Source organism: Mycobacterium asiaticum DSM 44297, assembly GCF_000613245.1.
Lineage (GTDB): Bacteria > Actinomycetota > Actinomycetes > Mycobacteriales > Mycobacteriaceae > Mycobacterium > Mycobacterium asiaticum.
The window spans coordinates 21,432-45,582 of record NZ_HG964937.1; the positions used below are offsets into that span (position 1 = coordinate 21,432).

Genomic DNA, 24,151 nt, shown 5'->3' on the forward strand with positions numbered 1-24,151 from the left:
GCGGGCGGCGCCGGCGGCAACGGTGGGTTGGTCGGCGACGGCGGTGAGGGCGGAGCCGGCGGGAACGGCGGTAACGCCAACAATCCCGGATTGCTGGGCCAGGTCGGCTTGACCGGCGGGACCGGCGGCGTCGGCGGCCAGGGCGGCGCCGGGGGCGTCAACGGCGGTGATGGCGGCGACGGTGGCGCAGGAGGAACCGGCGGAACCGGCGGAATCGGCGGACTGGGGCAGATGGGCGGCACCGGCGCGGATGGCACATTCGACAACGGCGGTAGTGGCACCGGTGGTACCGGCGGAACCGGCGGTACCGGATTTATTGGTGGCGCCGGCGGCACTGGGGGAGACGGCGGTTTGGGCGGGTCGGCAGTTGCCGGCACCGCTGGCGACAAAGGCGCCGGTGGTGCGGGCGGCGCCGGCGGAACCGGCGGCACCGGCGGTACCGGCGGAACCGGGGGCCGGGGCGCCGACGGAAGCATTCTCCACCAGGCGGGCACCGGTGGTACCGGCGGGACGGGCGGGCCCGGTGGCGTCGGCGGCATGGGCGGCACCGGTGGCAGCGGCTCCACTACCGGGGACACCGGCGGCACCGGGGGGACCGGCGCCGGTGGGGACGGCGGCAGGGGCGGTGCCGGTGGCTTCGGCTCTGCGTTCAATCCCGCCGGCAGCGGCGGTACCGGCGGCAATGGCGCATCGAGCAGCAGCAGTCCAGGCGGCAACGGTGGCAACGGCGGCCCTGGCGGTGATGGTCGCGACGGTAGTGCCGGAGGACCGGGTGGTGCAGGCGGCACCGGTGGCGACGGTGCGATTCGAGGCGGGGACGGCGGCGACGGCGGATCCGGCGGCGACGGTGCCGACGCCGCCATCGGCGGCGCTGCTGGCGGCCTCGGCGGTCACGGCGGCGCCGGTGGTACTGGCGGCACCGCCCATGACGGGCCCGATTTCGAGCCGGGTCAGCCGGGCCAACCCGGCCAACCGGGCAATCCCGGACCAGACGTCTCTGACGGCGGAACTGGTGGTGCCGGCGGTCCCGGCGGTCAGGGAGGCAGCATTTAGAGGCGATTCAGTTCTTCGCCAACGCCTCCGCGATAGGCACATCACCGTTGTTGAACTCGATCGTGCGCCCGATGGTCGAGTCGTCGGCCACCACTGCGGCGGCCACCAGCGCGACGTCCTCGCGAGAAACCGAACCCTTCGCCTCGCCGATCGCGATCCGTCCGGTCGCCGGCTCGAGCGTCAGCCTGCCCGGTCCGAGCACCGTCCAGTCGAGGCCACTGGCCCGCAAGTGCTCGTCGGCGGCCGCCTTGGCCTCCGCGTAGGCAAAGAACGAATCGCTCGGCGCAACACCGTGATTGGGACCGGCACCGAAGTAGGACACCATGACGAACCGCCGCACTCCCGCCCGCTCGGCGGCGTCGATCACCCGGATCGCGGCATCCCGGTCGACGGCATAGGTGCGGGCTGGGTTGCCGCCACCGGCCCCGGCGGAGAAGACGACAACGTCATGCCCCGACACGAGATCGGCCAACTCATCGGTACCGAGCTGCTCGATGTCGGCGGTCACCGGTTCGGCGCCGGTGGCCGCGACGTCGGCACTGTGATCGGGATTGCGGAACACCGAACTCACGCGGTCACCGCGCTTGTTCAGGATCCGGGCCAGGTGCAGCGCGACTTTACCGTGCCCGCCGATGATGATGATCTGTGCCATGCCCGTCACGCTACGCGTATCACCGAACCGGCGTCGGGACCATATCTTTGGTTACTACTTGTCCCGAATCGCCACGCCCCGCAAGACCGTGTCGCGGGCCAGCAGCAACGACGTGCGGGTGCCCACCGCGCGCAGAATGTTCTCCGGTATCCACTGCATGCCGATGATGCATCGGGCCAACATCGTTGTCGACGCCGCGTCGGCGCGGATCTCGGCCGACCGGATTCCTTCGGCCAGTAGGGATTTCATCTGACGCAGCCGCGTCGTGTAGGACCACCCGGGGTTCACGGTGTCCCGTGGCGGCGATTGGCGCATCCACGCCAGCTGAATCCTGAACTCGTCGGAGAACTGGTCCAACGCATTGACATTGACCCAGCTGAGGGCGTCCAGCTTCTCGATCGGTGTCCCTGCCGACCGCAGCACGTCAACCCAGCCGGCTTCGACCTTCTGGCCGAATGAGCGCATGATCGAGGCCAGTAGTTCGTCTTTGGACCCGATCACCCGGTACACCGTTCCGGTCCCCAGCCCGGCCGCCGACGCGATATCCCGGATGGTGGTGACCTCATATCCCTTGCGGCCGAACTCGGTTCGTGCCACGGCCCGCAAATGTGCCGCCTTGTCACTGGGGTCGGCCGCACTGTCGTCAGCCCAGGTCCGGATGACCTCGCTGGCAGCGGCGAATGCCGGCGACCGGTCCAGCGCGGGATCGGTGGGTAGCCGGGACGCCAACCCCTGCAAGATGATTCGACACATCAACGCGGCGACCTGGTCGGGGGAGGAGTTGTGCCGGATCACATCGAGGCCGACTTGCAGCATGGTCTGGCAGATCCGATCGGCCAGCGTGGGAAGGTCGATGTCGGCCTTGATGTAACCGCTCCATCTGGCGGCCCGCAGTGTCTGCAGCATCGCCTCCAGGATCGCGACGGGGCGCTGCTGCGTCAGCTTCATCAGTTCGGGATCCGCGCTCGGTCCCTCGTAGAAGGACATCTGCAAGGCCGCGCGGTGTCGCACAGCGCAGTTGGCGATCGCCGAGCCCAACTCGATGATCTGCTCGGCCGGGGGCCGTGAGTCCGGCTCGTCCAGTTTCGCTTGAGCGCTTTGCCCTATCCGCGCCAGATCGGCCTGATAGCGGTGAATGAGCTCGACGAGTATCGCTTCTTTGGATTCGAAGTGGTGGTAGAGACTGCCCGGGAGAATGCCTGCCGCATCGGCGATTTCCTGCAGGGAGGTGCGCAGTCCCGACGAGGCGATCAAGGTTGCCGCGGTCTCGAGGATCTCGGTCCGCCGGGTTCGGGATTCGGTTGCGCTGTCGGTCATGGCCGGCCGGACTTGGTGAATCGCAGCGTCGGCAACATGCGAATCCCGTCTTCCTGCTGAACCAAATCTTTGTTAGAGGTTACCAGAATGGCCGCGCCAAACGCGCTGCGTACGGCCCCGCTGACCCATCCTAGCCGGGCGGGCCCGACCAGTGGTCGACCGCGATCACCTCGTCGACGGGGAGGCGGCGGGCGGGCCGGAACGTGGTCCCGGCGCGCAGGCGGCCGACGGGCAGCAGGCAGCCCTGCACGTAGTCCGCCGGGATGCCGAGCAGTTCCGCGACGGCTGTCTCGTGGTGCAGGTGCAGGGTGGTGATGCAGGTGCCGTAGCCCCGGGTGTGCAGGGCGAGCTGAAAGTTCCACACGGCCGGAAAGATCGAGCCGTACAGCGTTGCCCGATAGAAGGACTCGTCGCCGTCGATGCGGGGCAGGTAAGGCCGGTAGCAGGGGATCACCAGCACCGGAATCCGGGCCAGGTTCTCCACCAGCCACTCCGTCGACGACATCAGCCGGGTCTCCGGCGTCCCGGCCGGCATCATCTCCGTCAATAGCTGACCGCCCACACGGCGCAGATACGCTTCCCGGTAGAACTCCCCGATCTTGCCCCGCAACGCCGGATCGGTCACCAACAGCCACCGCCAGGTTTGCTGGTTGGAGCCATTGGCGGCCTGAAGACCGATGCGCAGGCAGTCGCGGATTTCGTCCAGGTCGACGTGCGCGTCCAGGTCGAGCGACTTGCGCGCCGAGCGAGTCGCGGTCAGCAGGTAGGGGATGTCCACAGATCAGACTCCTAAGTCGACGCCGCGTTGCGCGCAGACGCCGAACACTTCCTCGAAGATGGAACCCGGCACCGTGAACGATTCGGTCGCGCTCACCTCGGACAGATGCGTTGCGATGTCGTCGGCAGTCGGTGCATGGGCGGGGTCGGCGAGCCAGCCCTGGCCGAGGCCGACGAACACCCGCGCAAAGCGGCCCGCGCACGCGGAGAAGTTCTGGTGACTGAAGTCGCAAGCGCGGCTGGCCAAGAAGATCACCATCGGCACCACCAACTCGGGCTTGATCAACTCCAGAAAGCCGATCCGTTCCAGCGCTTCGGGGTCCCCGACGGTTTCGGTCACCATGCGCGAAAAGCCGAACGGCAGTACGGTGTTGGCGAGTATGCCGTGTTCGGCGCCCTCGATGGCGATGACGTTGCACAGCCCAACCAGGCCCGCCTTCGCGGCCGCGTAATGCGCTTCCCATGGCTGCCCGAACATTCCTCCCGAGGAGGAGATGAACACGAACCGGCCGTAGCCCTGCGTCTTCATCACTCGATAGGCGGGCTGGCTCAGATAGAACCCGCCGTCCAGGTGCACGCTGAGCATCCGACGCCAGTCTTCGGGGGACAATTCGTCGAAGGCGATGCTGTTGAAGATGCCGGCGTTGCTGATGACCGCGTCCAGCCGGCCGTACTTGTCCAGGGCAGCCTGAATGATCGCGGCGCCGCCCTCAGGACTGGCCACCGACTCGTGCGAGGCCACCGCCGTGCCGCCCGCGTTTTCGATTTCGGCGACCACCTGGTCGGCGACGGTGGTGTCGGCACCCTCACCGTGCATGGTCCCGCCGAGGTCATTGACGACGACCGCGGCACCTCGGCGAGCCAATTCGAGCGCGTACAAGCGTCCGAGGCCGCGGCCCGCGCCGGTGACGACGGCGACCTGCCCCGCAAAATCGATCATCGCTGTCCCTTGTTTGCCAGGCGCGCACCGATTTCGGTCAGGTACGTGTCGGGCCCACCTCCGAATGCGCTCCAGCCAAGCAGTCGCTTGAGGTAGAGGTGCGCATCATGCTCCCAGGTGTATCCGATGCCGCCGAACACCTGGATGGCGGTGTCCCCGACGGCGGCCAACCGACCGGCGAACGCCTTGGCTCGCATCGCGGACAGGTGGCGCTCCGTGGAATCGGCGGCATCAGCCGCCCACAACGCATGAATCACCCCGCTGCGAGCCAACTCGACCGTCTCGAACATGTCCACACACAGGTGCTGTACCGCTTGGAACGATCCGATGGCCTGGCCGAATTGCTTTCGCGCCTTTGCGTGTTCGATCGCCATGGTCATCACGGCACGTGCGGCGCCCAGCGCGTCGGCGGCCGTCACGATCAACACGTCGTCAGCCGTGGCCCGGATGGCGTCGGCCGACAGCGTGCCCAGCCGCTGTGCGGACACGTCGTCAAGCTCGACTCGAAACTGCTTGCGCGTCGGGTCAATTCCGCGTTCGAGCGTCACGGAGAGGCCGGAATCCGCGGTCTTCACGGCGAAGAGCCCGATGTCGTCGCCGTCCTGCGCCAAAACAAGCATGATGTCGGCGGCCGCCGCGTCCGGCACCAGAGCGATCTCACCCTTGAGCACGACGTGCGGCTCACGTTCGATTGCCGCGACCGTGCCGGTATCCAACAGTGCGGCCGTCGCTACGGATGTTCCGGCGGCAATCTCGGCGAGGATCCTCGACGCCGGCTCACCGCCGAGCCGAGTCAACGCCCGCACGGCACCGACCGCCGTGGACAGCCAGGGGCCCGGGTGCAGGGCGGCGCCGAGTTCCTCGGCAACAATGCCGGCGTCGACCATGGTCAGGCCGGCACCGCCGGCTGCCTCCGGCACCAGCAGGCCGGTCGCGCCCAAGTCGGCCAGGCCGCGCCACACGGTCTCGGTGCTCCCGGTGGGTTCGTCGAGCAGCACGCGCACGTGCCCGGAGATCGGTGCCCGCTCGGCCAGAAAACGCCGCACCGTGTCGCGCAGCGCCACCTGTTCCTCGGTGAGTTCGAGATTCATGAGCGCGGCAAACCCAGGACCCGCTGGGCGGTGATGTTCTTGTTGATCTGGCTGGTGCCACCCGCGATGGTCAGCGACCGGGATGTCAGCCGGTAATCAGCCCAGCGACCGTGCACGCCGCGGGTGCCCAGCACGTCGAACGCCAGGGCGGCCAGATCCTGGCCGATCTCACCCCACACCGTCTTCGCCAAGCTGGCCGAGCCGAGTGGGTCGCCGCCGTGCAGAGTCGCCGAGATAGCCCGCTGGCAAAGAACTTCCAGATATTTCATGCGCACCGATATCTCCCCGAGCCGGCGCAGGATCACCGGGTCCTCCAGCGCCTCGCCGCCGTCGGTCTCCGCGAAGTCGGCAACCAGTTCTTCCAGCCGTACTTGCATTTCCGCGTAGAGCCGGGCTGCGCCGGCACGCTCATGGCTCAACGTCGTGGTGGCAACCCGCCAGCCGCCATTGAGGGGACCGAGCAGCGCGTCGGCCGGCACCCGGACGTCATGGAAGAACACTTCGGCGAAATCTGTGTCGCCGTTGAGCGTCACCAACGGGCGTGCCTCGATACCGGGCAGGCTCATGTCCACGATCAAGCAGGAGATCCCCTTGTGCTTCGGGGCCTCCGGATCGGTGCGAACATACAGCTGACACCAGTTGGCCTGATGGCCCAGCGATGTCCAAATCTTCTGTCCGGTAACGACGAAGTGGTCACCGTCGCGCACCGCCTTCGTCCGCAGCGCGGCCAGATCAGAGCCGGCTTCTGGCTCGGACATCCCTTGGCACCAGATGTCGTCGGCACGCATCATCCGGGGCAGTAGCGTCGTCTTCTGCGACTCGGTGCCGTACTGCATTATCGCCGGAGCGATGTTGTTCATCCCGATGACGTTGAGCGGCAGTGGCGCCCGCGCCCGAGTGGTCTCCTCGGTGTAGACCAGTTGCTCGAGTACGGTCGCCCCGCGGCCGCCGTACTCCCGTGGCCAGGACACCGCCGCCCAGCCGGCATCGGCCATGGTCGCGTTCCACGCACGGAGCTTTTCGAAGACCGCGTCGCTGCGGCCGGAGGGCCGGCGCGCGGCGGTCAATTCCTCGGTGAGATTTTCGGACAGCCAGCCACGCAGCTCGTCGCGGAATCGTTCCACTTCCGCGGGGTAGGAGAAATCCACGTTTGCTATTCGACCTCATGCGATTGACTGCAGCCAAGCCGGACTCTACGTTGGAACAGATATTTGGTCAACAGAGGTGCGGGAGTCGGACATGGGAGAAGATGCTCCCGGCGATCAGCTCCACGGCCTCGGCATGCTCGCCTCGGCTCTCGCGGGGCGCCCGGTGGCGGTCGACCAGTTGCGCCCGGGCGACCCGCCCTGGACGGACGGTCAAACGATCTACCTCGACGCCGCAGCCGCGCCGCGGGTGCGCCTGGAGACCGTGGCCGTCCAGGCTTCACTGATCGCGGCCGGCAGCCTGGATCCTGACGTGGTCCGCCCGCTGGTCCGCCACGCCCGGCTGGCCAGACGGTATCTGGCGATCGAGGCCCACCGTGCGCTCGTGGCCAATAGCGGCCTGCTGCCGCCGGTTCTGAGCAAGCTGGGCGATCGAAGAATCGCCGGCCGCAGCGAGTCACCCTTGGCCTCGTTGCAACTTGCCGAAGGGCGCGGGGCGCTCGAGGAGGTCCCGCCCGAGTTCGGGGTGATTCGCGCCGCGAAGGTGCTGGCCGCCGGCTCGCGGTCCAACCAGCAGCAGGATGCAGCGGATCCCCAATACGTGCCGCGGGTTCAGGGGGTTGCAGAGCTTGCCGAGTTGGACGACGGTGAAGTCGACGACTCCGACGGTCCCGATCTGTTCACCAGCCCGGTGGGCGGCGGCGGTTTCATCGGTCAGTGGTTCAAGAAACTGCTCTCGTCCGCACGCAAGACCGGCAGTGGCGGCGGACCACCGGGCGCGGATTCCCCGACACATCGCATCAACACCGCCAATCGCGGCCTACACGCCGCGTCGTTACTGGCCACCGTGTCCAGTGAAGACGTCAACGATCCGCAATCCCAACGCGCCTCCAACGGCGTGACGTATCCGGAGTGGGACGTGGCGCGCAGAAGTTATCGGCCCCAGTGGTGCACCGTCCAAGAAGTCGAACCGAAGATCAAAGCGTCGGCCACTCCTGGGATCGATGCCGCTATCGGCGTGCGGCGGCCGCTGTCGCGGCTCGGGATGGGTCTGCATCGCCGCCACCGTCAGGCGCAGGGGGACGACATCGACATCGACGCGGCGGTCGAGGCCCGCGTCGAGGTGCGGGCGGGATCGGTTCCCGACGAGGCGGTGTACCTCGACAGCTTGCGGCGCCGGCGTGACCTGTCGGTGCTGTTGCTCCTCGACGTCTCGGGGTCGGCCGCCGAACCGGGAACGGCGGGGCGCACCGTGCACGAACAGCAGCGGACGGCCGTTGCCAACCTCATGGTCGCCCTGCATGACCTCGGTGACCGAATTGCCCTGTACGCCTACTACTCTCAAGGCCGGCGCGCGGTCAGCATGGTGCCGGTCAAGCGATTCGACGACCACCTCGACACTCGTGTCATGAGACGGCTGAATAGTCTGGAACCCGGCGCGTACTCGCGTCTCGGCGCGGCGATCCGGCACGGCTCGGCTGTGTTGGAAGCGGGCGGCGGCACATCCCGGCGGCTGCTGGTGGTGCTGTCCGACGGGCTGGCATACGACCACGGCTATGAACGGCCCTATGGCGCCGCCGATGCGCGTCGCGCGCTGACTGAAGCCCGCAGGCGGGGGACCGGCTGCGTGTGCCTGACCATCGGCGCCGGGACCGACGTGCCGTCGTTGCGCCGGGTGTTCGGCAGCACCGCACACGCCACCGTCGCACGCCCGGATCAACTGGCCGGTGTCATCGGACCCCTGTTCAGGTCGGCCCTGCGCTCGGCCGAGGTCCGGCGCCGAGTTTCATGAGTAATGCCCAGTCCCAGAACATAGTTCGCCGGGCAACGCCGCTGCGCGGCCGACCACGAGACTTGAAACAAAGATCTGTTCCGGATAGGCTCCGAGAACGGCAGAAGGGAAGCTATGGCCAACGAGTCCGGCATTGCCCACCGGAACGGTGCGGCCGCTGAGGTGGCGGAAACGGTGCGGCCCTATTACACGGCGGTCGGCCGCGAAGAGGCCATCTTCAAGGCGGCGTACCGCCAAGGTCTGGCGCTGGTCCTCAAGGGCCCGACCGGTTGCGGCAAGACCCGCTTTGTCGAGGCCATGGCCCACGACCTCGGCCGGCCGCTTATCACCGTTGCCTGTCACGACGATCTCACCACGGCCGACCTGGTCGGCCGGTACCTGCTGCGTGGCGACGAGACGGTGTGGGTCGACGGCCCGTTGACCAGGGCGGTGCGCGAGGGCGCGATCTGTTATCTCGACGAAGTGGTCGAGGCCCGGCAGGACACGACGGTGGTATTGCATCCGCTCGCGGACCACCGCCGGCAACTCCCGATCGAGCGCCTGGGTGTGACGCTGGACGCCGCACCCGGATTCGGCTTGGTGGTGTCGTACAACCCTGGCTATCAGAGCGTGCTCAAAGACCTCAAAGACTCCACCCGGCAGCGCATGGTCGCCATCGAATTCGGTTTCCCGGCACCGAAACTCGAGCAGGAGATCGTTTCGCACGAGGCGGGTGTGGACGGGCCCACCGCGGCCGAGCTGGTGCGGTTCGGTCAAGCGATTCGGCGACTGGAGACCGGCGGCCTGCGTGAGGTCGCGTCCACCCGGGTGCTCATCGCCGCGGGCCGGCTTGTCGCCGAGGGTCTGCCGATGGCCGAGGCGGCGCGGGCCGCGATCGCCGGACCGCTCACCGACGATGTCGCGGTGGGGCGTGCGCTCGACGAGATGGTGGATGTGTACCTCGGCGCGGGGCCGCGATGATTGACGCTGTATATCGCCGCCGCTAGGGTCTGAACAAATATTAGGTCGGAGGTCTGATGTCCTACGAGAGCACGGCAGAACCCATCAAGGTCGGCTACCTGATGGACTTCCGGCTTCCCCCAGGCTTTCCGGAGGAGCTGTTCGCCTCGTTCACTCAGACTTTCGACCTGGTTTTCGAGGAGGCGGTGCAGCAGGGCGTGATGGACCGTCCCGTGCAGATGATCTATCGCGAAGTGGAAGGCCTGCCCAAGGGTTCGGTCAAGGCGGTGATCGATGCGTACGGCGAATTGGTCGACGAGGGCTGCCTGGTTGTGTTCGGGCCCAACATCACCGACAACTGTGTGCCACTGCGCGAGGCGATCGAAGAGCGATTCAAAGTACCGGCGATCAGCGTAACCGGCACGGACGACTGGCTGGGGGAGTGGACGTTTTCTTTTCCGCAGGGGTCGATGACCGACGAGCCGATCTTCATCGCCGACCTGGTGGCCAAACGCGGCCTCGCCGAGATCGGTGTTCTGGTGGAGCAGAGCCTTATCGGCGAGAGTTACTTGAAGAATCTGCGAAGCGCCTGCCGCCGCAAGGGCATTCGGATCGTCGCGGAGGTTGCCATCGCGCAGACCGCTCAGGACATCAATGGCGCCGTGCGAACGTTGCATGAGGCGAAGGCCGAGGCGATCGTGCACCTGGGTTTCGGATTCGGCATCGTCTTCATCAACCCAGCACTTGAAGCGCTGAGCTGGGACCCACCCCGGTTCACCACCACCGCGTGGCAGAACGCCTGGGTGAACCCGATCATGTGGAACGCGTTCATGGGCTGGACCGGTATCGACCAGTACGACGAGGCGAACCGGATCGGCCAGGAGTTTTTGGACAAGTACGCCCAGAAATACAACGGCAGTCGCCCGGAGTACTGCGTGACGGTGGTGAACCGCGATGTCGCCGCCACCTTGGTGCGGGCGTTCAGCGACGCGCACCCGCTCAGCCCGCGGGGGGTCAAAGAGGCCTTGGAGCGGGTGAAAATGATGCCGGCCGCGTCGGGTGCGCCCGGCACCCGAGTGTCCTTCGGTAAGTGGACCCGGCGGGCTTGGATGGGTGCGGGCTACCTGGTGGCACGGACCTTGGATGCCGATGGCGTCAACTCCCACCTGGTTGATCGCTTCGGAGAGGACAGTTGACCATGAGTACCGACCAGACCTCGCTGGCCCCCGATAAGGCACAGACCCTGACGTCCGGCCGCCAGATCAACTGGGGCCGTTGGATTGCCGGCGCTTCGCTGGCGGCGTTCGCGTTGATGTTCATCTCGGTGTGCCGCACCGAACTTGATCCGCGTGTGGCCAACCCGAATGTCGAGGGCCGACCCCGGCCCGTCAAGTTCATGTTCGGCCTCGACTACATCACCTTCCTCGATAGCGCCACCGCGGTCGCACTGCTCGTTCTGCTGATCGTGTTCATCAGGGGCTGGCGCCGAAATCCCGGCAGCCCGGCGATGCTGATGTTCCTGTGTACGACGCTGATCGTCTGGCAGGACCCGATCATGAACTGGGCACCGTTCGCGGTATACAACCCCGACCTGATCCACTGGCCGGAGTCGTGGCCGTTGGTGTCGCTGTCGCCGACGGTGGAGCCGTTCGTCGTATTCGGTTATGTCATGTTCTATTTCGGCCCCTATTTCCCGGCGGTGTGGTTGCTGCGCAAGCAACAGGCGAAACGCGGCCCCGAGGCGTTCGTCTCGCGGCACCCGTTGATCAGCCTGGGCTTGATCACCATGGTGTTCGGCTTCGTGATGGACGCCTTTCTGGAGATCACGCTGACGCACTGGGGCATGTACATCTATTCGCAGGTGATCCCGTGGGGTTCGGTGTTCACCGGTACGACCTTCCAGTTCCCGCTTATCTGGGAGTCGTTCTCGGTGACGTTTGTGATGGTGCCCGCGGCGATCCTGGTGTACCGCGATGACACCGGCAAGTCGGTGGCCGAGAAGCTGGCCGCGAAAGCCAAACTGTTTCCCAGCCGGCCTGTGCTGGGGACTTTCCTGGTTATGTTCGCGATCATCAACGTTTCGTACTTCGCTTACGGCGGCTGGTTCGCCGCCATCAAGGCCAGCAAGTTGGCGACGTCGGTGGCCTGCCCGTGGCCCTACCCGGAAGCCAAAGTCTATGACCCACAAGGGTTCTACGAGAAGGCGGGCGCACAGGGCCCGTTCTCGGTGGGCATCTGGTCGACCTGGATGAGCGGGCAGCCCGACGGCCGGCCGCACGTTGACCCGCCGCCACCGGGCCAAGGCCCCTGTGCGAGCAAGAATGGCTGAGCCCCGCACCGTCGTCATCACCGGCGCGTCCCGCGGACTCGGGTTCGCCTCGGCCGTGCGGCTTTACCGCGAAGGGTGGCGGGTGGTCGCGGCCATGCGAACCCCGGAGCCAGGTATCGCATCGCTGCGCCAGGCGACCGGCGCAGCAGAAGACGACGACCGGCTGATCCCGGTCCAGCTTGACCTGACCGATGCAGCGTCCATCGCCGCCGCGGCCAAGTCGATCGACGAAGCGGTGGGCGCACCGTATGCGCTCGTCCACAACGCGGGGATCTCCGCCGCAGGCATGATGGAAGAGACCGATATGGCGTTGTGGCAGAAGATGTTCGCCACCAGCGTCTTGGGTCCGGTAGCCCTGACCCAGGCGCTGTTGCCCTCGATGCGGGCGGCGGGGCAGGGGCGCATCGTGTTGGTAGCCAGTGCGGCTGGGGTGCGTGGTCAGCCGGGCACGGCGCCGTACTCGGCGGCCAAGGGAGCGATGGAACGCTGGGGTGAATCGCTGGCGTGCGAGGTCGCACCTTTCGGTCTCGGTGTCACGGTATTGGTGGCGGGCACCTACGACACCGAGATCATCACCGACGCGGGCACCATTGACGACCGTAACTTCGACGGCCCCTACGCGCGGCTGCACCACACCATGAACACCCGCGGGCGCTTCGCGGTCAGTTTTGCCCGGCCGCCCGAGCGCTTCACCGACGGCTTGGTCAAGGCGCTCGACGACCGGCGACCGTTCCGCCGCCGCGGAGTCGGCCTGGATGCGTCGATGTTGTTGGCGCTCAACAGGTTTCTGCCGGCTTCCGGCATGCATCAGGTGTCCCGCATCGTGCTGGGCATACCGCGGCAGGGTTCGATGCGCGGCGGGGCGTATCCACTGACGGCTGCTCAACGAGGAATGGTTTTCGCCGCGCGCGTTCTTCCGCAGCCCGTACTGCAGCGCCTGGCTGCGCTGGCCGCGCGGCGCGCTAAGGCGAATGAAGGGGACTGATAATGGAACAGCTATTCGACGATCTGGAGGACTTCGGCGCCTTCGACGACGCCATCTCCGGCGACGTTCGCGACCCCTACACCGAATTGGCCCGGTTGCGTCGCGAGGAACCGGTGCAACGCCTGGAGACCTCGGGCGCCCTGCCGCACGAGGAGTCGTTGCCGATGTTCATCGTGTATCGCCACGAGGACATCCAGCAGATGCTGCGCGACAACGAGACCTTCTCGTCGGCGGCCGTCATCGCTGCGTTCGGCCCGGTGCTCGGCGAGCGCGTCATGCTCGGCATGGACGAACCGGTGCACGGCCGGCTGCGGTCACTGGTGTCAAAGGCGTTCTCGCAAAAGTCATTGGCGCGCTGGCAGGACGAGTTGGTCGGCCGGGTGGCCAACAGCCTGATCGACAAGTTCGCCCCGAATGGCAAGGCGGATCTGGTGAAAGAGTTCACCTTCGACTATCCCAGCCAGGTCATTGCCGGCTTGCTCGGCTTGCCGGAGCAGGACTACCCGCAATTCCAGCGCTGGTCGATCTCGCTGCTCAGTTGGCTGATGAACCCCGAACGGGGGCTGGCGGCCGCGGCTGCGTTGTGCGAGTACTTCGCACCCATTCTCGAGGCCCGCCGCGCCGAGCCGAAGGACGATCTGATCAGCGCGCTGGGCGCGGCCGAAATTGACGGCGAGAAGCTCGCGGACGAGGAGATCTTCTCGTTCCTGCGGCTGCTGCTGCCAGCGGGCGTGGAGACGACCTACCGGTCGCTGGGCAGCCTGCTGCTGGCGCTGCTGTCCAACCCGGATCAGTTGGACGCGATCCGCGCCGATCGATCGCTGCTGCCACAGGCGATCGAAGAGGGCGTGCGCTGGGAGTCACCGCTGTTGACCATCACCCGGGTGGCCACCCGCGATACCGAACTGGGTGGGGTGGCTATCCCGGCCGGCGCGACGGTGATGCCAATGCTCGGCGCGGCGAACCGTCAAGACGACCGCTATCCCGACCCGGACAAGTTCGACATCCATCGGCAGGCCCGCGCGCACCTGGGTTGGGGACACGGTGTGCACGTCTGCCTGGGCATGCACCTGGCCCGCCTGGAGATGCGCACCGCGATCAACCTGTTGCTTGATCGGCTGCCGAATCTACGGCTGGATCCCGACGGTGACGACCCGCACGTGCGGGGTCAGGTGTTCCGGTCGCCGACGTCGGTACCGGTCCTGTTCGACCCCCAATAGGGAGTATTTCGAAGTTGCAACTTGCCAATCGGCTAGTTTCCAGTAAGGCTCTCCGTAGGGGAGCCTTGTTGGAATGGCATCCGTAGGCAATTTTTGGGTCCCAGCGCCTCAACCAGCGCATCGTCGAAAGAGAGCTGAACAGATATGACTGACACTGTAAAGGTCCGATTCGAGCCGAAGATGATGATCGATGGCAAGCTCGTCGACGGTCAGGCCGGCACCTTCACCAACTTGAACCCAGCCACCGAGGAGCCGCTCGGTGAGGTGGCGGACGCGTCGAAAGAGGACATGCACCGAGCCATCGACGCTGCGCGGCGTGCCTTCGACGAGAGCGACTGGTCGACCAACCGCGAGTTGCGCAAGCGCTGTCTGCTCCAGTTGCACGACGCGATCGAGGAGGAGAAGGAGGAGTTGCGCGAGGAGCTGATCCTCGAGGTCGGTTCGCCGCGCGCGATTACCTTCGGCCCGCAACTGGACGCCCCGCTGGCCGACGGGTTGAAGTACCCGGCCCGGCTGATTGACGAGTACGCGTGGGAAACCGACCTCGGCGACCGGGTGATCAGCCTGACGGGTGCCAACACGTCGATCAAGGTGTGGCGGGAGCCGGTGGGCGTGGTCGGCGCAATCGTGCCGTGGAACTTCCCCTTCGAGGTCACCGTCAACAAGCTCGGCCAGGCCCTGGGTACCGGCAACACCGTGGTACTCAAGCCGGCCCCGAATACTCCGTTCAACGCCACCCGGCTAGGCCGCCTGATTGCCGAGAAGACCGACATCCCTCCGGGTGTCGTCAATGTGGTCACCGCATCGGATCACTTTGTGGGCGAGGAGCTCACATTGTCACCGAAGGTCGACCTGATCTCGTTCACGGGTTCGACGGTGGTGGGGCAGCGGATCATGGAAAAGGGTGCCGCCACCATGAAGCGGCTGTTCCTGGAATTGGGCGGGAAATCGGCGACGATCGTTTTGGAGGACGCCGACTTCGGGCTGGCCTGTGCGATCGGGATCGCGCCGTGCATGCACGCCGGCCAGGGCTGCGCCAACCCGACCCGGATGTTGCTGCCGCGGTCGCGCTATGAAGAGGGTGTCGCGATCCTCAAGAGCATCTACGAGAACGTCACCTGCGGCGACCCGCAGGATCCCGGAACACTCTGCGGCCCGGTGATTTCCGAGCGGCAGCGCGATCGGGTGATGGGCTACATCCGCAAGGGCGTCGAAGAGGGGGCTACCGCGCTGGTCGGCGGGCCGGACGCCGAAACCGGTTTCGACAAGGGATTCTTCGTCCGTCCGACCCTTTTCACCGACGTAGACAACTCGATGACGATCGCCCAGGAAGAAATCTTCGGCCCGGTGCTGTCCGTCATCCCGTTCGACGACGAGGAGGACGCGATCCGGATCGCGAACGACAGCAGGTACGGTCTGGCGGGCAACGTGATGTCGGGCTCGCTGGAGCGTTCGCTGGCGGTGGCGCGTCGGATCCGGGCCGGCTTCATCGGTGTCAACGGCGGTGCTCCCTACGGCGCCGACACTCCCTTTGGCGGTTACAAGTACAGCGGGGTGGGACGTCAGAACGGTGTGGCTGGCTTCGACCAGTACACCGAAGTCAAGTCCGTGGGCTATCCCGTCGGTTCGTAAGACGCTGCGCCGTAAGGCGCAAACGACCGTTTGGCGACGTTGCTACACCGGCCACGCGCCATCGACGCCGCCTGGCTAGTGGCGGGCACGTCCCGCCGAAATTTCTGCGTGGCTAGGGATCATCCTCCCCATCCGCGAACAGCTTCTCCGGGTGATGGAAGGTGTTGATTCTGGGTTGGCCGTGGTCGAGGTGGGCGGGTGGGAGCCATTCGGTTTGGCCGCGGGCGTTTTTGCGGGTGGTCCAGCCCTTTTCGGCCAGTCTGTTGTCAGGTCCGCAGGCCAGGGTGAGGTCGGTGATGTCGGTGCGCCCGGTGCTGGCCCAGCCGCTGACGTGGTGGACCTCGGTGTGGTAGGCCGGTTGATCGCAGCCGGGGCGGGTGCAGCCACCCTCGAGGGCGTGCAGCATGAGCCGCTGCGCCGGGTTGGCGAATCGCTTGGCGTGGTACAGCGCTAGTGGTTTGGCGTGGTCGAAGATCGCCAGATAGTGATGGGCGCCCTGGGCGGCCATGCGGATCAGATCGGCCATCGGCAGCAGGGAGCCCCCACTGGTGCGGGCCGTGCCGGCGCCGGCTTCGAGGTCCTTCAGCGTGGTGGTCACGATGACGGTGACCGGCAGGCCGCGGTGTGAGCCGAGCTGCTCGGAGGCGAACAAGGCCCGGATCGCGGTGATCAGGGCGTCGTGGTTGCGCTGGCCGCTGCTGCGGGCATCCCCTTGGGCGGCGGCGTCGGCCTCGGGGTGGGTGGGGTCAGGGGTGCCGGGGGCGGCCAAAGCGGCGAGCAGGGCTTCGAACAGCGCCCGCAGCTCAGGGGTGATCAAGCCGCTGATCCGGCTCATCCCGTCATAGTCCTGGTTGCCCAACACGAAGCCGCGTTTGCGGGCCCGGTCCTCATCGGAGAAGTCGCCGTCGGGGTCCAGGGTCCCCATGAGCTTGCGGGCGTAGGCCGCGACCTGATCGGGGCGAAACTCACACGCCCTGCCGGCCAGATCAGCCTCGGCGGCCTCACGGGTGAACACATCCACCTGGGCGGGCAGGTGGGCGAAGAACCGGCGGATCACCTTCACATGGGCGTCCCCGATCAGGCCCCGGCACTGGGCGGCCGCGGTCGCGATCAACAGCGGCACCAACGGTTGCCCGGTCAACGCCCGCCGCGGACCCAGATCCTCGGCTTCGGCGATACGACGGCCCGCCTCGGCCTTGGTGATCCGCAACCGATCCGCCAACGCGCACGTCAACGTGCCACCCAACTCTTCCGTGCTGGCCTTGGGCGCCGAGCTCGTTGATTAACCCGTGCTGCGGGACCCGCAGCCGCCGAGCGACCCGCTCCAAACGCTCCAACGCCCGCAACCGCTCCGGATTCGTCAACACCTCAAAGGACAACCCACACACCCGATCCACCTCGGCATCGAGCGCATCGAAGACCCCCACGATCTCCTCACGCGAACTCGAAACCATACCCGCATGCTATGCGGAGGCACTGACAAGAACTGCGTCACAAATTCGCAAAACTGCACTTATGCAACAGCTTTGAACATGGAACCATTCGACGGCGTGCTGCGTCTAAGACAGCTCTCAGACCGTCGGGACAGTGCCGCCATCCACCACGATGTCCGCTCCCACCACCGCGGCCGCCGCATCCGAAACAAGGAATCCGACCACCGCCGCTACCTCGTCGGGTCGGGCCGGCCGGCCCAGCGGAATGCCGCCGAGCGCCGCCATCAGCGATTGCAGAGCGGCTTCGCGGTCGCCGTTCTCCCCGGCGAGCCGGTCGATGAGCCCCTCGGCCGCCTCGGTCTGGATGAATCCCGGTGACACGGTGTTGACGCGAATGCCCTTGGGCGCCAGCTCGTTAGCCAATCCCTTGCTGTACGCCCGCAGCGCGGCCTTGGCGGCGGCATATCCCAGGGTGCCGTCGAAGAGCGGGAGCCGGCTCTGGATGGAACCGACGTGCACCACTGCCCCTGAACCCGCCTCGATCATCAGCGGCAGCAGCGCGCGATCCAGACGGACCGCGGCCAACAGGTTGAGGTTGAGTTCGTCGGCCCAGTTTTGGTCGTCGAGGGCTGCGAAGCCGCCTGACGGGGCACTCGATCCGCCGGCAACATGCACCAGGATGTCCAGTCCGCCGCGTTCGCGGATCTCGGCGGCTACCTGCCGCGCTCCCGCCGGGGATGCGAGGTCCGCGGCGATGAAATCGTCTGTCCCGGAACCGCGATGGCGGGCCACCACGGTGACGTGCGCCCCGCGCGACCGGAGCAAGCCGCTGACCGCGGCACCGGTGCCTTTGGTGCCGCCGGTGACCACCGCCCGTCGGCCATGTAGCGCGCTCACGCGTCCGCCCGAAAAACCGGCCAGCACAACGACGTAACCCACTGCGCAGAATCTTCGGTGTCCCAGGAGAATCGGTCGTAGTACTCCCGCAGCGGACCCTCAATGCTGATCTCGTGCCGGGTCGCGTAGGCGCCGAGCGCGCTGTAGGCGAGATCGACGTCGTCGTGCGGACCGTGGTGCGAAACCACTGCCAATTCCGCGCCCGGGATGGTCATCGGCACCACTCGGCCGATTGGCCGAACCTCCCCGTCGACCGGGATGAAAACCGTTGTGCCGCCTCGGTCGTCAGAGAAGATGTCGAATTCGAACAATGCCGCGGGTGGACCGGTCGGGGTGAGCAGGCGGGCACCTTGCACCGTCGCCCGCAGTTCGCCCACCGCCCCTTGCCACCAGGGCAGCAGGTCCTCGCGATCGACAGTCGCCGTGATCGCGGCGGCCGGTGTGTCGGCTACGGTGCGGTGTTCGATGCGGGAATCCGGAGTCGGCGCTTGGAGAATGGCCCGTAGTGACTCCACGGCGCTACGCGTTGCGGCGAGCTGATTTTCGAGCCGTTCCAGGTGCCCGCTGATCAACGCATTTCGGTCGGCCGGCGCCGAGACCAGGACCGCGCGCACGTCGGCCAGCGGCATGCCGAGATCGCGCAGCCGACGGATCACCTGAGCGACTGAGGCCTGTTCGGTGCTGTAGTACCGGTACCCGGTGGCCGGATCCACACGATGCGGCTCGAGTAGCCCCACATCGTGGTAATGGCGCAGCGTCTTGACGGACAACTGTGTCATCCGGGAGAAGTCGCCGATCGACAATGCGGTGCTCACCGGCTCATTGTCAACGCTCCCGTTACGGGAGAGTCAAGCCCTTGACCCTCCAACGGCGGCAGCGCCGACGGTGGTCTCATGACCACTCAATTGCCTCCGATTGCCCAGCGTTACGTCGACGCCGTCAACTCCTTCGACGTCGAGGCCATCATGCGGACATTGGCCCCCGATGCCGTCGTCAACGACGCCCAACGCGAATATGCCGACCCGGAAGCCATTCGCGCCTGGGTGGCCGCCGAGATCGTCGGCGACCGAGTGACGATGGACGCTACCCACACCGATGTCCGGCCCGGCCTCATCGTGTTGCGGGCGCGCTACGACGGCGACTACGACAAGTCGAGCCTGCCGGATGAACTCATCCTGACGAACTACATCGTCGTCCGGGACGACCTGATTGCCGGGCTGTTCATCATCTTCAACCGCGACTGACCCAGGCCCGCCAAGGGCAGAAGCATAGGTTTTATAGCTAAATGGCACCCCGCTCCCGCACCGGCCAACCCCTTGGTTGACAATCGAGGTACTCAAACTTGTCAAAGGAGACATCTCATGGCTGAAGCAGTCATCGTCGAGGCAGTGCGTTCCCCGATCGGCAAGCGCAACGGCGGCCTGTCCGGCGTTCACCCGGCCGAGCTGTCGGCGCAGGTCCTCAACGGATTGGTCACCAAGGCCGGCATCGACCCCGAACTGGTCGACGACGTCATCTGGGGTTGCGTCATGCAGGCCGGCGAACAGGCCCTCGACATCGGCCGCACCGCGCTGCTGACCGCGGGCTGGCCCGAGACCGTGCCCGGTGTCACCGTGGACCGGCAGTGCGGATCCAGCCAGCAGTCGGTGCACTTCGCCGCGGCGGGCGTGGTCGCCGGCCACTACGACGTGGTCGTCGCCGGCGGCGTGGAGTCCATGTCGCGTACGCCGATGGGCGCCTCCCTGGCCAACGGCGGCCGGCCCTACCCGGAAGGGTTCCTGGGCCGTTACGACGGCAAGATCCCCAACCAGGGCATCGGTGCGGAGATGATCGCCGAACAGTGGGGCTTCGACCGCGTCACGCTCGACCAGTTCTCCCTCGACTCACACGAAAAGGCAGCTGCCGCTCAGGATTCCGGCGCTTTCGACGACCAGATCGTGGGCATTAAAGACTCCGAGGGCAACGTCGTTCTCAAGGACGAGGGCATTCGCCGCGGCACCCCGATGGAGAAGATGGCCTCACTCAAGCCGGCCTTCAAGGAGGACGGCGTGATCCACGCCGGCAACTCCTCGCAGATCTCCGACGGCTCAGCGGCACTGCTGTTCATGTCGGCGGAGAAGGCCAAGGAACTGGGCATGAAGCCGATCGCCAAGGTGCACACCGCAACCCTGGCCGGGGCAGACCCGGTGATCATGCTGACCGCGCCGATCCCGGCCACCCAGAAGGTGCTCAAGCGCTCCGGGCTCTCCATCGACGACATCGGCGCCTACGAGGTCAACGAGGCCTTCGCGCCGGTTCCGCTGGCCTGGCTCAAGGACATCGGTGCCGACGAGAAGAAGCTCAACCCCAACGGCGGTGCGATCGCCCTGGGCCACCCGCTCGGCGGCTCCGGCGCCCGCATCATGACCACGCTGCTGTACCACATGCGCGACAAGGGAATTCGTTACGGCCTGCAGACCATGTGTGAAGGTGGTGGCCAGGCCAACGCCACCATCCTGGAGCTGCTGTGACGGAGGCCGGCAACGGCTCCGAAACCCAGCCGGGTGCGCTCACCGAGCGCCGCGGCAATGTGTTGATCATCACGATCAACCGGCCCGAGGCGCGCAACGCCGTCAACGGCGCTGTCAGCATTGCCGTGGGTAACGCGCTCGACGAGGCGCAGCACGATCCCGAGGTACGGGCGGTCGTGATCACCGGCGCAGGAGACAAGTCCTTCTGCGCCGGGGCGGACCTCAAGGCGATCTCGCGGCGCGAGAACATCTATCACCCGGATCGCCCAGAGTGGGGCTTCGCTGGTTATGTGCACCACTTCATCGACAAGCCCACCATCGCCGCGGTCAACGGCACCGCACTGGGCGGCGGCACCGAACTGGCGCTGGCCAGTGACCTGGTGGTGGCCGACGAGCGGGCGCAGTTCGGACTCCCAGAGGTCAAGCGCGGGTTGATCGCCGCCGCCGGCGGGGTGTTCCGGATCGTGGACCAGTTGCCCCGCAAGGTCGCGATGGAGCTGTTGCTGACCGGCGAGCCGCTGACGGCGTCCGACGCCGCCGAGTGGGGCCTGATCAACCAGGTGGTCAGCGAGGGGTCGGTGCTGGATGCCGCGCTTGCGCTGGCGGCGCGGGTGACCGGAAACGCGCCGCTGTCGGTGCAAGCCAGCAAGCGCATCGCCTACGGCGTCGACGAGGGTGTCATCGCCTCTGAACAAGCCGGCTGGGAGCGCACCACCCGCGAGATGGCCACCCTCATCCGCTCCGCGGACGCCCGTGAGGGGCCACTGGCCTTCGCCGAGAAACGCCAGCCGGTCTGGAAGGCCCGCTAGCGCTAGCTACGACGCCAGAATATTGACGCCCCAACGGAACACGGGCGACAAGGTGGCACACGCCGGCACGATGGCGCGCCGAGCCGCATGCGGTGTAGTGGCCAGCACCAGCCCGCGGGTCAGCAGTCGGTAGTCACGGGTGACGCGGTGCCACGAACGTTCGTATGACTCCGGTGCATCGTCGACGATCGCGCGGACCACTGCGGCCGCCTGCTTGACGGCCAGGCTGATGCCTTCGCCGGTCAACGCATCCTCGTAGCCCGCGGCATCGCCCACCAGCAACACCCGCCCGGCGACGCGGCGCGACACGACCTGCCGCAGCGGGCCGCAACCGCGGGCCTGCCCACGGCTGCCGGCGTCCAATTGCTTTGCCAGCCAAGGAAACCAATTGATGTCCGGCCGCTGCCGGGACAGGATGGCAACCCCGACCAGGTCCGGTTCCACCGGCGTCACGTATGCCTCACCCAACCGCGACCAGTGCACCTCGACGAACTCCGACCAGGCCGGCACTCGGTAGTGCCAGCGCAGTCCATGCCGACGGGGTGTACCTGTCATCGCCGCGATCCCGACCGCGCGCCGAACCGCCGAGTGCAATCCGTCGGCGCCCACCAGCCACCTGGTGCGCACACCCGCCGCGTTCACCCCTTGGGCATCCTGCGTAACAGTGGTCACCTTCGTCCGAATCCATTCGGTGTCTTGCTCTTTGGCGCGCGCCGCCAGCGCCGCATGCAGTGTGGTACGTCGCACCCCGCGACCGGGACCGCTGCGGAACCGCGCCTCGGCACGCCGGTGCTCGCTGACGTACGCGATCCCGCGAAACGGCATGCCGGCCGGATCCACGCCGAGCGAGGTGAGTTCGGCCAGCCCACCGGGCATCAGCCCTTCACCGCACGCTTTGTCGATCGGGTTCTCCCGCGGCTCGGCCACCAGCACCGAAAGCCCTTGCCTGCGCGCGTGTAACGCGGTGGCGAGCCCTCCAGGCCCGCCACCGACGACTAGCAGATCAGCATCGTAGCCGGTCACGTGTATCCCAGCACCGAGTTCTCCACCCGCAACCGGACATATAGCAGCGCCGCGTTGGCCACCGTGAAGCACACCGCCGTCAACCACGCGGTATGCACCAACGGCAACGCGATTCCTTCGATCACCACCGCAACATAATTTGGGTGGTGCAGATACCGGTAGGGCCCGCGTACCACTAACGGCTCGTGGGGCAGCACGATCACCCGGGTGTTCCACCGCTTGCCCAGCGAGGTGATGCACCACCACCGCAGACCCTGGCACAGCACGGCGACGACCAACATCGGCCAACCCAGCCACGGCAGGAACGGTCGGTGCAGTACGGCCGGTTCCACGAGGCAGCCAACCAGCAGCGCGGTGTGCAGAATCACCATCACCACGTAGTGGGGGCGGCCGAACTCCTTGCCGCCCTGCGCAAATGACCATTGGGCGTTACGCCGGGACACCACCAGTTCGGCCAGTCGTTCCAGGACGACGGCCCAGATCAGTACGTAATACATCGTGGTCACCACAATAGGAGCACCAACTCCGAGCAGAAGGCCGGACCCATCGCGATCATCAGCCCGATCGAGCCGGCCGGTGGCGGATCGGCCATGTTGGCTCCCAGCACATCCAGCACCGAAACTGAAGACAGATTTCCGTTGGCGCGCAACGACTCTCGAGTATAGTCCAGTGCGTCGGTGGACAGCCCGAGTCCTTTCTCGACGGCTTCGATCACCCGGGGTCCGCCCGGGTGACACACCCAAGTGGACACGTCGTCCACGGTCAGCCCGTGGTCGGATAGGAAATTGCGGACGTCGTCGCCCAGGTACTTCTCCGTCACAGTTGCGACATCTACCGACAGCACGATGCGGAAGCCGTCGCTGCCGATGTTCCACCCCATCACGTTTTCGGTGTCGGGATAGAGGCGGCTGCGCGTCGCGAGGACGCGGGGACACACTCCGCCGCCGGTCGCCCGGTGGGCGCCCTTGGTGACGACGGCGGCCGCGCCGTCGCCGAACAGGCTGGAAGCCACCAGGTTGGCCACAGAGTTATCTTCCCGCTGGATGGTCAGCGAACATAGCTCGACCGCCAATAGCACGCCGACCTGGTCGGGAAACGCCCGCAGATAGTCGTGCATCCGGGCCACCCCGGCGGCACCCGCGACACAACCGAGGCCGAACAGCGGGACCCGCTTGATGTCCTGGCGCAAGCCCACCCGGGCGGCCAGCCGGGCCTCGAGCGTCGGTACCGCGAGCCCGGTCACCGTCGTCGAGAACACGATGTCAACCTCCGACGGTTCGACATCGGCCCGTCTGAGCGCCTCCAGTAACGCCTCTTCGGCCAGGTCGAGTGCGACGTCGACGAAGGCGTCGTTAGCCTCGGTGAAACCGCTGAGCTGCGAATAACGTGACAGCGGAAGGGCGGTGTGCCGGGACTCCACACCGCTGCGCATCGCGAACCGTTTGAACTCCGGGCCGGCGAATTCAACCAGCGCGGTGACGGTGTCCTCCTGGCTGTGCAGGTGCCGCGGGAACTTGACGGCCACACCCGCTACCGCCGGATTCAACCCTGACATGGTGGTGGTGCTGGACATATGAAAGTGACGGCGCCACCGTCGGATGGGTTCA

General features: G+C 66.6%; 21 protein-coding genes and 2 pseudogenes. 11 read left to right on the forward strand and 12 right to left on the reverse strand.

All coding sequences use genetic code 11. The features are described 5' to 3' along the window. Nucleotides 1-1,053 (forward strand): annotated as a pseudogene (locus tag BN972_RS31180) (PE family protein); the annotation flags it as partial. Between the two features lie 7 nt (nt 1,054-1,060). On the opposite strand, the gene BN972_RS10680 reads toward BN972_RS31180, so the two are convergent. From BN972_RS10680 to BN972_RS10705, 6 genes are all read right to left on the reverse strand, one after another. Further along, nucleotides 1,061-1,705: an SDR family oxidoreductase gene (locus BN972_RS10680; protein WP_036357384.1), complete on the reverse strand. Its 645-nt coding sequence runs from the start codon at nt 1,703-1,705 to the stop codon at nt 1,061-1,063. Between the two features lie 54 nt (nt 1,706-1,759). Further along, a complete protein-coding gene (locus tag BN972_RS10685; protein ID WP_036357386.1) occupies nt 1,760-3,022 on the reverse strand; it encodes a TetR/AcrR family transcriptional regulator in 1,263 nt (420 codons plus the stop codon). A 130-nt stretch (nt 3,023-3,152) separates the two neighbouring features. After that, complete coding sequence (locus tag BN972_RS10690) at nt 3,153-3,800, reverse strand: nitroreductase family protein (RefSeq protein WP_036357390.1); 648 nt, start codon at nt 3,798-3,800, stop codon at nt 3,153-3,155. Between the two features lie 3 nt (nt 3,801-3,803). Beyond that, complete coding sequence (locus BN972_RS10695) at nt 3,804-4,739, reverse strand: SDR family NAD(P)-dependent oxidoreductase (protein ID WP_036357393.1); 936 nt, start codon at nt 4,737-4,739, stop codon at nt 3,804-3,806. After that, nucleotides 4,736-5,830: an acyl-CoA dehydrogenase family protein gene (locus BN972_RS10700; RefSeq protein ID WP_036357396.1), complete on the reverse strand. Its 1,095-nt coding sequence runs from the start codon at nt 5,828-5,830 to the stop codon at nt 4,736-4,738. Before BN972_RS10700 ends, BN972_RS10695 begins: the two co-directional genes overlap by 4 nt. Next, on the reverse strand, nt 5,827-6,978 hold the full coding sequence (locus tag BN972_RS10705) for an acyl-CoA dehydrogenase family protein (RefSeq protein WP_036357399.1): 1,152 nt from the start codon (nt 6,976-6,978) through the stop codon (nt 5,827-5,829). The genes BN972_RS10700 and BN972_RS10705 overlap by 4 nt, the downstream gene beginning before the upstream one ends. A 91-nt stretch (nt 6,979-7,069) precedes the next feature. Here BN972_RS10705 and BN972_RS10710 point away from each other — a divergent pair, with 91 nt between their 5' ends. The 7 genes from BN972_RS10710 to BN972_RS10740 all read left to right on the forward strand — a co-directional run bounded on the left by BN972_RS10710 (nt 7,070) and on the right by BN972_RS10740 (nt 15,872). Then, nucleotides 7,070-8,767 (forward strand): nitric oxide reductase activation protein NorD, encoded by a 1,698-nt coding sequence (locus tag BN972_RS10710; protein WP_036357402.1) that lies wholly within the window; start codon nt 7,070-7,072, stop codon nt 8,765-8,767. Nucleotides 8,768-8,881: 114 nt separating this feature from the next. Further along, nucleotides 8,882-9,727 (forward strand): CbbQ/NirQ/NorQ/GpvN family protein, encoded by an 846-nt coding sequence (locus BN972_RS10715; protein WP_036357406.1) that lies wholly within the window; start codon nt 8,882-8,884, stop codon nt 9,725-9,727. A 56-nt stretch (nt 9,728-9,783) separates the two neighbouring features. Further along, nucleotides 9,784-10,902 carry an ABC transporter substrate-binding protein gene (locus BN972_RS10720; RefSeq protein ID WP_036357408.1) on the forward strand — a complete coding sequence of 373 codons (1,119 nt, stop codon included), beginning with the start codon at nt 9,784-9,786 and terminating at the stop codon, nt 10,900-10,902. A gap of 2 nt (nt 10,903-10,904) precedes the next feature. After that, entirely contained in the window at nt 10,905-12,035 is a 1,131-nt protein-coding gene (locus tag BN972_RS10725) for a spirocyclase AveC family protein (protein WP_036357410.1), read from the forward strand. Continuing rightward, nucleotides 12,028-13,020 carry an SDR family oxidoreductase gene (locus BN972_RS10730; protein ID WP_036357413.1) on the forward strand — a complete coding sequence of 331 codons (993 nt, stop codon included), beginning with the start codon at nt 12,028-12,030 and terminating at the stop codon, nt 13,018-13,020. The genes BN972_RS10725 and BN972_RS10730 overlap by 8 nt, the downstream gene beginning before the upstream one ends. Before the next feature lie 2 nt (nt 13,021-13,022). Further along, complete coding sequence (locus BN972_RS10735; protein WP_036357416.1) at nt 13,023-14,240, forward strand: cytochrome P450; 1,218 nt, start codon at nt 13,023-13,025, stop codon at nt 14,238-14,240. Between the two features lie 144 nt (nt 14,241-14,384). Beyond that, nucleotides 14,385-15,872: an aldehyde dehydrogenase family protein gene (locus tag BN972_RS10740; RefSeq protein WP_036357419.1), complete on the forward strand. Its 1,488-nt coding sequence runs from the start codon at nt 14,385-14,387 to the stop codon at nt 15,870-15,872. A 112-nt stretch (nt 15,873-15,984) separates the two neighbouring features. Here the strand turns inward: BN972_RS10740 and BN972_RS10745 are convergent. The 3 genes and pseudogenes from BN972_RS10745 to BN972_RS10755 form a co-directional block, all read right to left on the reverse strand. Beyond that, nucleotides 15,985-17,326, reverse strand: a pseudogene (locus BN972_RS10745) (HNH endonuclease signature motif containing protein). A 117-nt stretch (nt 17,327-17,443) separates the two neighbouring features. Then, nucleotides 17,444-18,244, reverse strand: coding sequence for an SDR family oxidoreductase (locus BN972_RS10750; protein ID WP_235192434.1), 801 nt, complete (start codon nt 18,242-18,244; stop codon nt 17,444-17,446). Continuing rightward, on the reverse strand, nt 18,199-19,017 hold the full coding sequence (locus BN972_RS10755) for a MerR family transcriptional regulator (RefSeq protein WP_036357422.1): 819 nt from the start codon (nt 19,015-19,017) through the stop codon (nt 18,199-18,201). The genes BN972_RS10750 and BN972_RS10755 overlap by 46 nt, the downstream gene beginning before the upstream one ends. Nucleotides 19,018-19,095: 78 nt before the next feature. On the opposite strand from BN972_RS10755, the gene BN972_RS10760 reads away from it, so the two are divergent. The 3 genes from BN972_RS10760 (at nt 19,096) to BN972_RS10770 (ending at nt 21,521) form a co-directional block, all read left to right on the forward strand. After that, complete coding sequence (locus BN972_RS10760; RefSeq protein ID WP_036357425.1) at nt 19,096-19,446, forward strand: nuclear transport factor 2 family protein; 351 nt, start codon at nt 19,096-19,098, stop codon at nt 19,444-19,446. Nucleotides 19,447-19,563: 117 nt separating this feature from the next. After that, nucleotides 19,564-20,712, forward strand: coding sequence for a thiolase family protein (locus BN972_RS10765; RefSeq protein ID WP_036357428.1), 1,149 nt, complete (start codon nt 19,564-19,566; stop codon nt 20,710-20,712). Further along, on the forward strand, nt 20,709-21,521 hold the full coding sequence (locus BN972_RS10770; protein WP_036357431.1) for a crotonase/enoyl-CoA hydratase family protein: 813 nt from the start codon (nt 20,709-20,711) through the stop codon (nt 21,519-21,521). The genes BN972_RS10765 and BN972_RS10770 overlap by 4 nt, the downstream gene beginning before the upstream one ends. 6 nt (nt 21,522-21,527) lie before the next feature. Here the strand turns inward: BN972_RS10770 and BN972_RS10775 are convergent, their stop codons facing one another. Genes BN972_RS10775 through BN972_RS10785 form a run of 3 tightly spaced genes read right to left on the reverse strand, consistent with a single transcriptional unit; the run spans nt 21,528 to nt 24,099 of the window. Then, nucleotides 21,528-22,544 (reverse strand): NAD(P)/FAD-dependent oxidoreductase, encoded by a 1,017-nt coding sequence (locus tag BN972_RS10775; protein WP_036357433.1) that lies wholly within the window; start codon nt 22,542-22,544, stop codon nt 21,528-21,530. Next, nucleotides 22,541-23,041, reverse strand: a complete 501-nt coding sequence (locus BN972_RS10780; RefSeq protein WP_036360605.1) for an isoprenylcysteine carboxyl methyltransferase family protein — start codon at nt 23,039-23,041, stop codon at nt 22,541-22,543. Before BN972_RS10780 ends, BN972_RS10775 begins: the two co-directional genes overlap by 4 nt. A 5-nt stretch (nt 23,042-23,046) precedes the next feature. After that, the gene (locus tag BN972_RS10785) at nt 23,047-24,099 is read right to left on the reverse strand and encodes a type III polyketide synthase (protein WP_036360607.1); all 1,053 of its coding nucleotides are present in this window, start codon (nt 24,097-24,099) and stop codon (nt 23,047-23,049) included. Nucleotides 24,100-24,151: the final 52 nt, after the last annotated feature.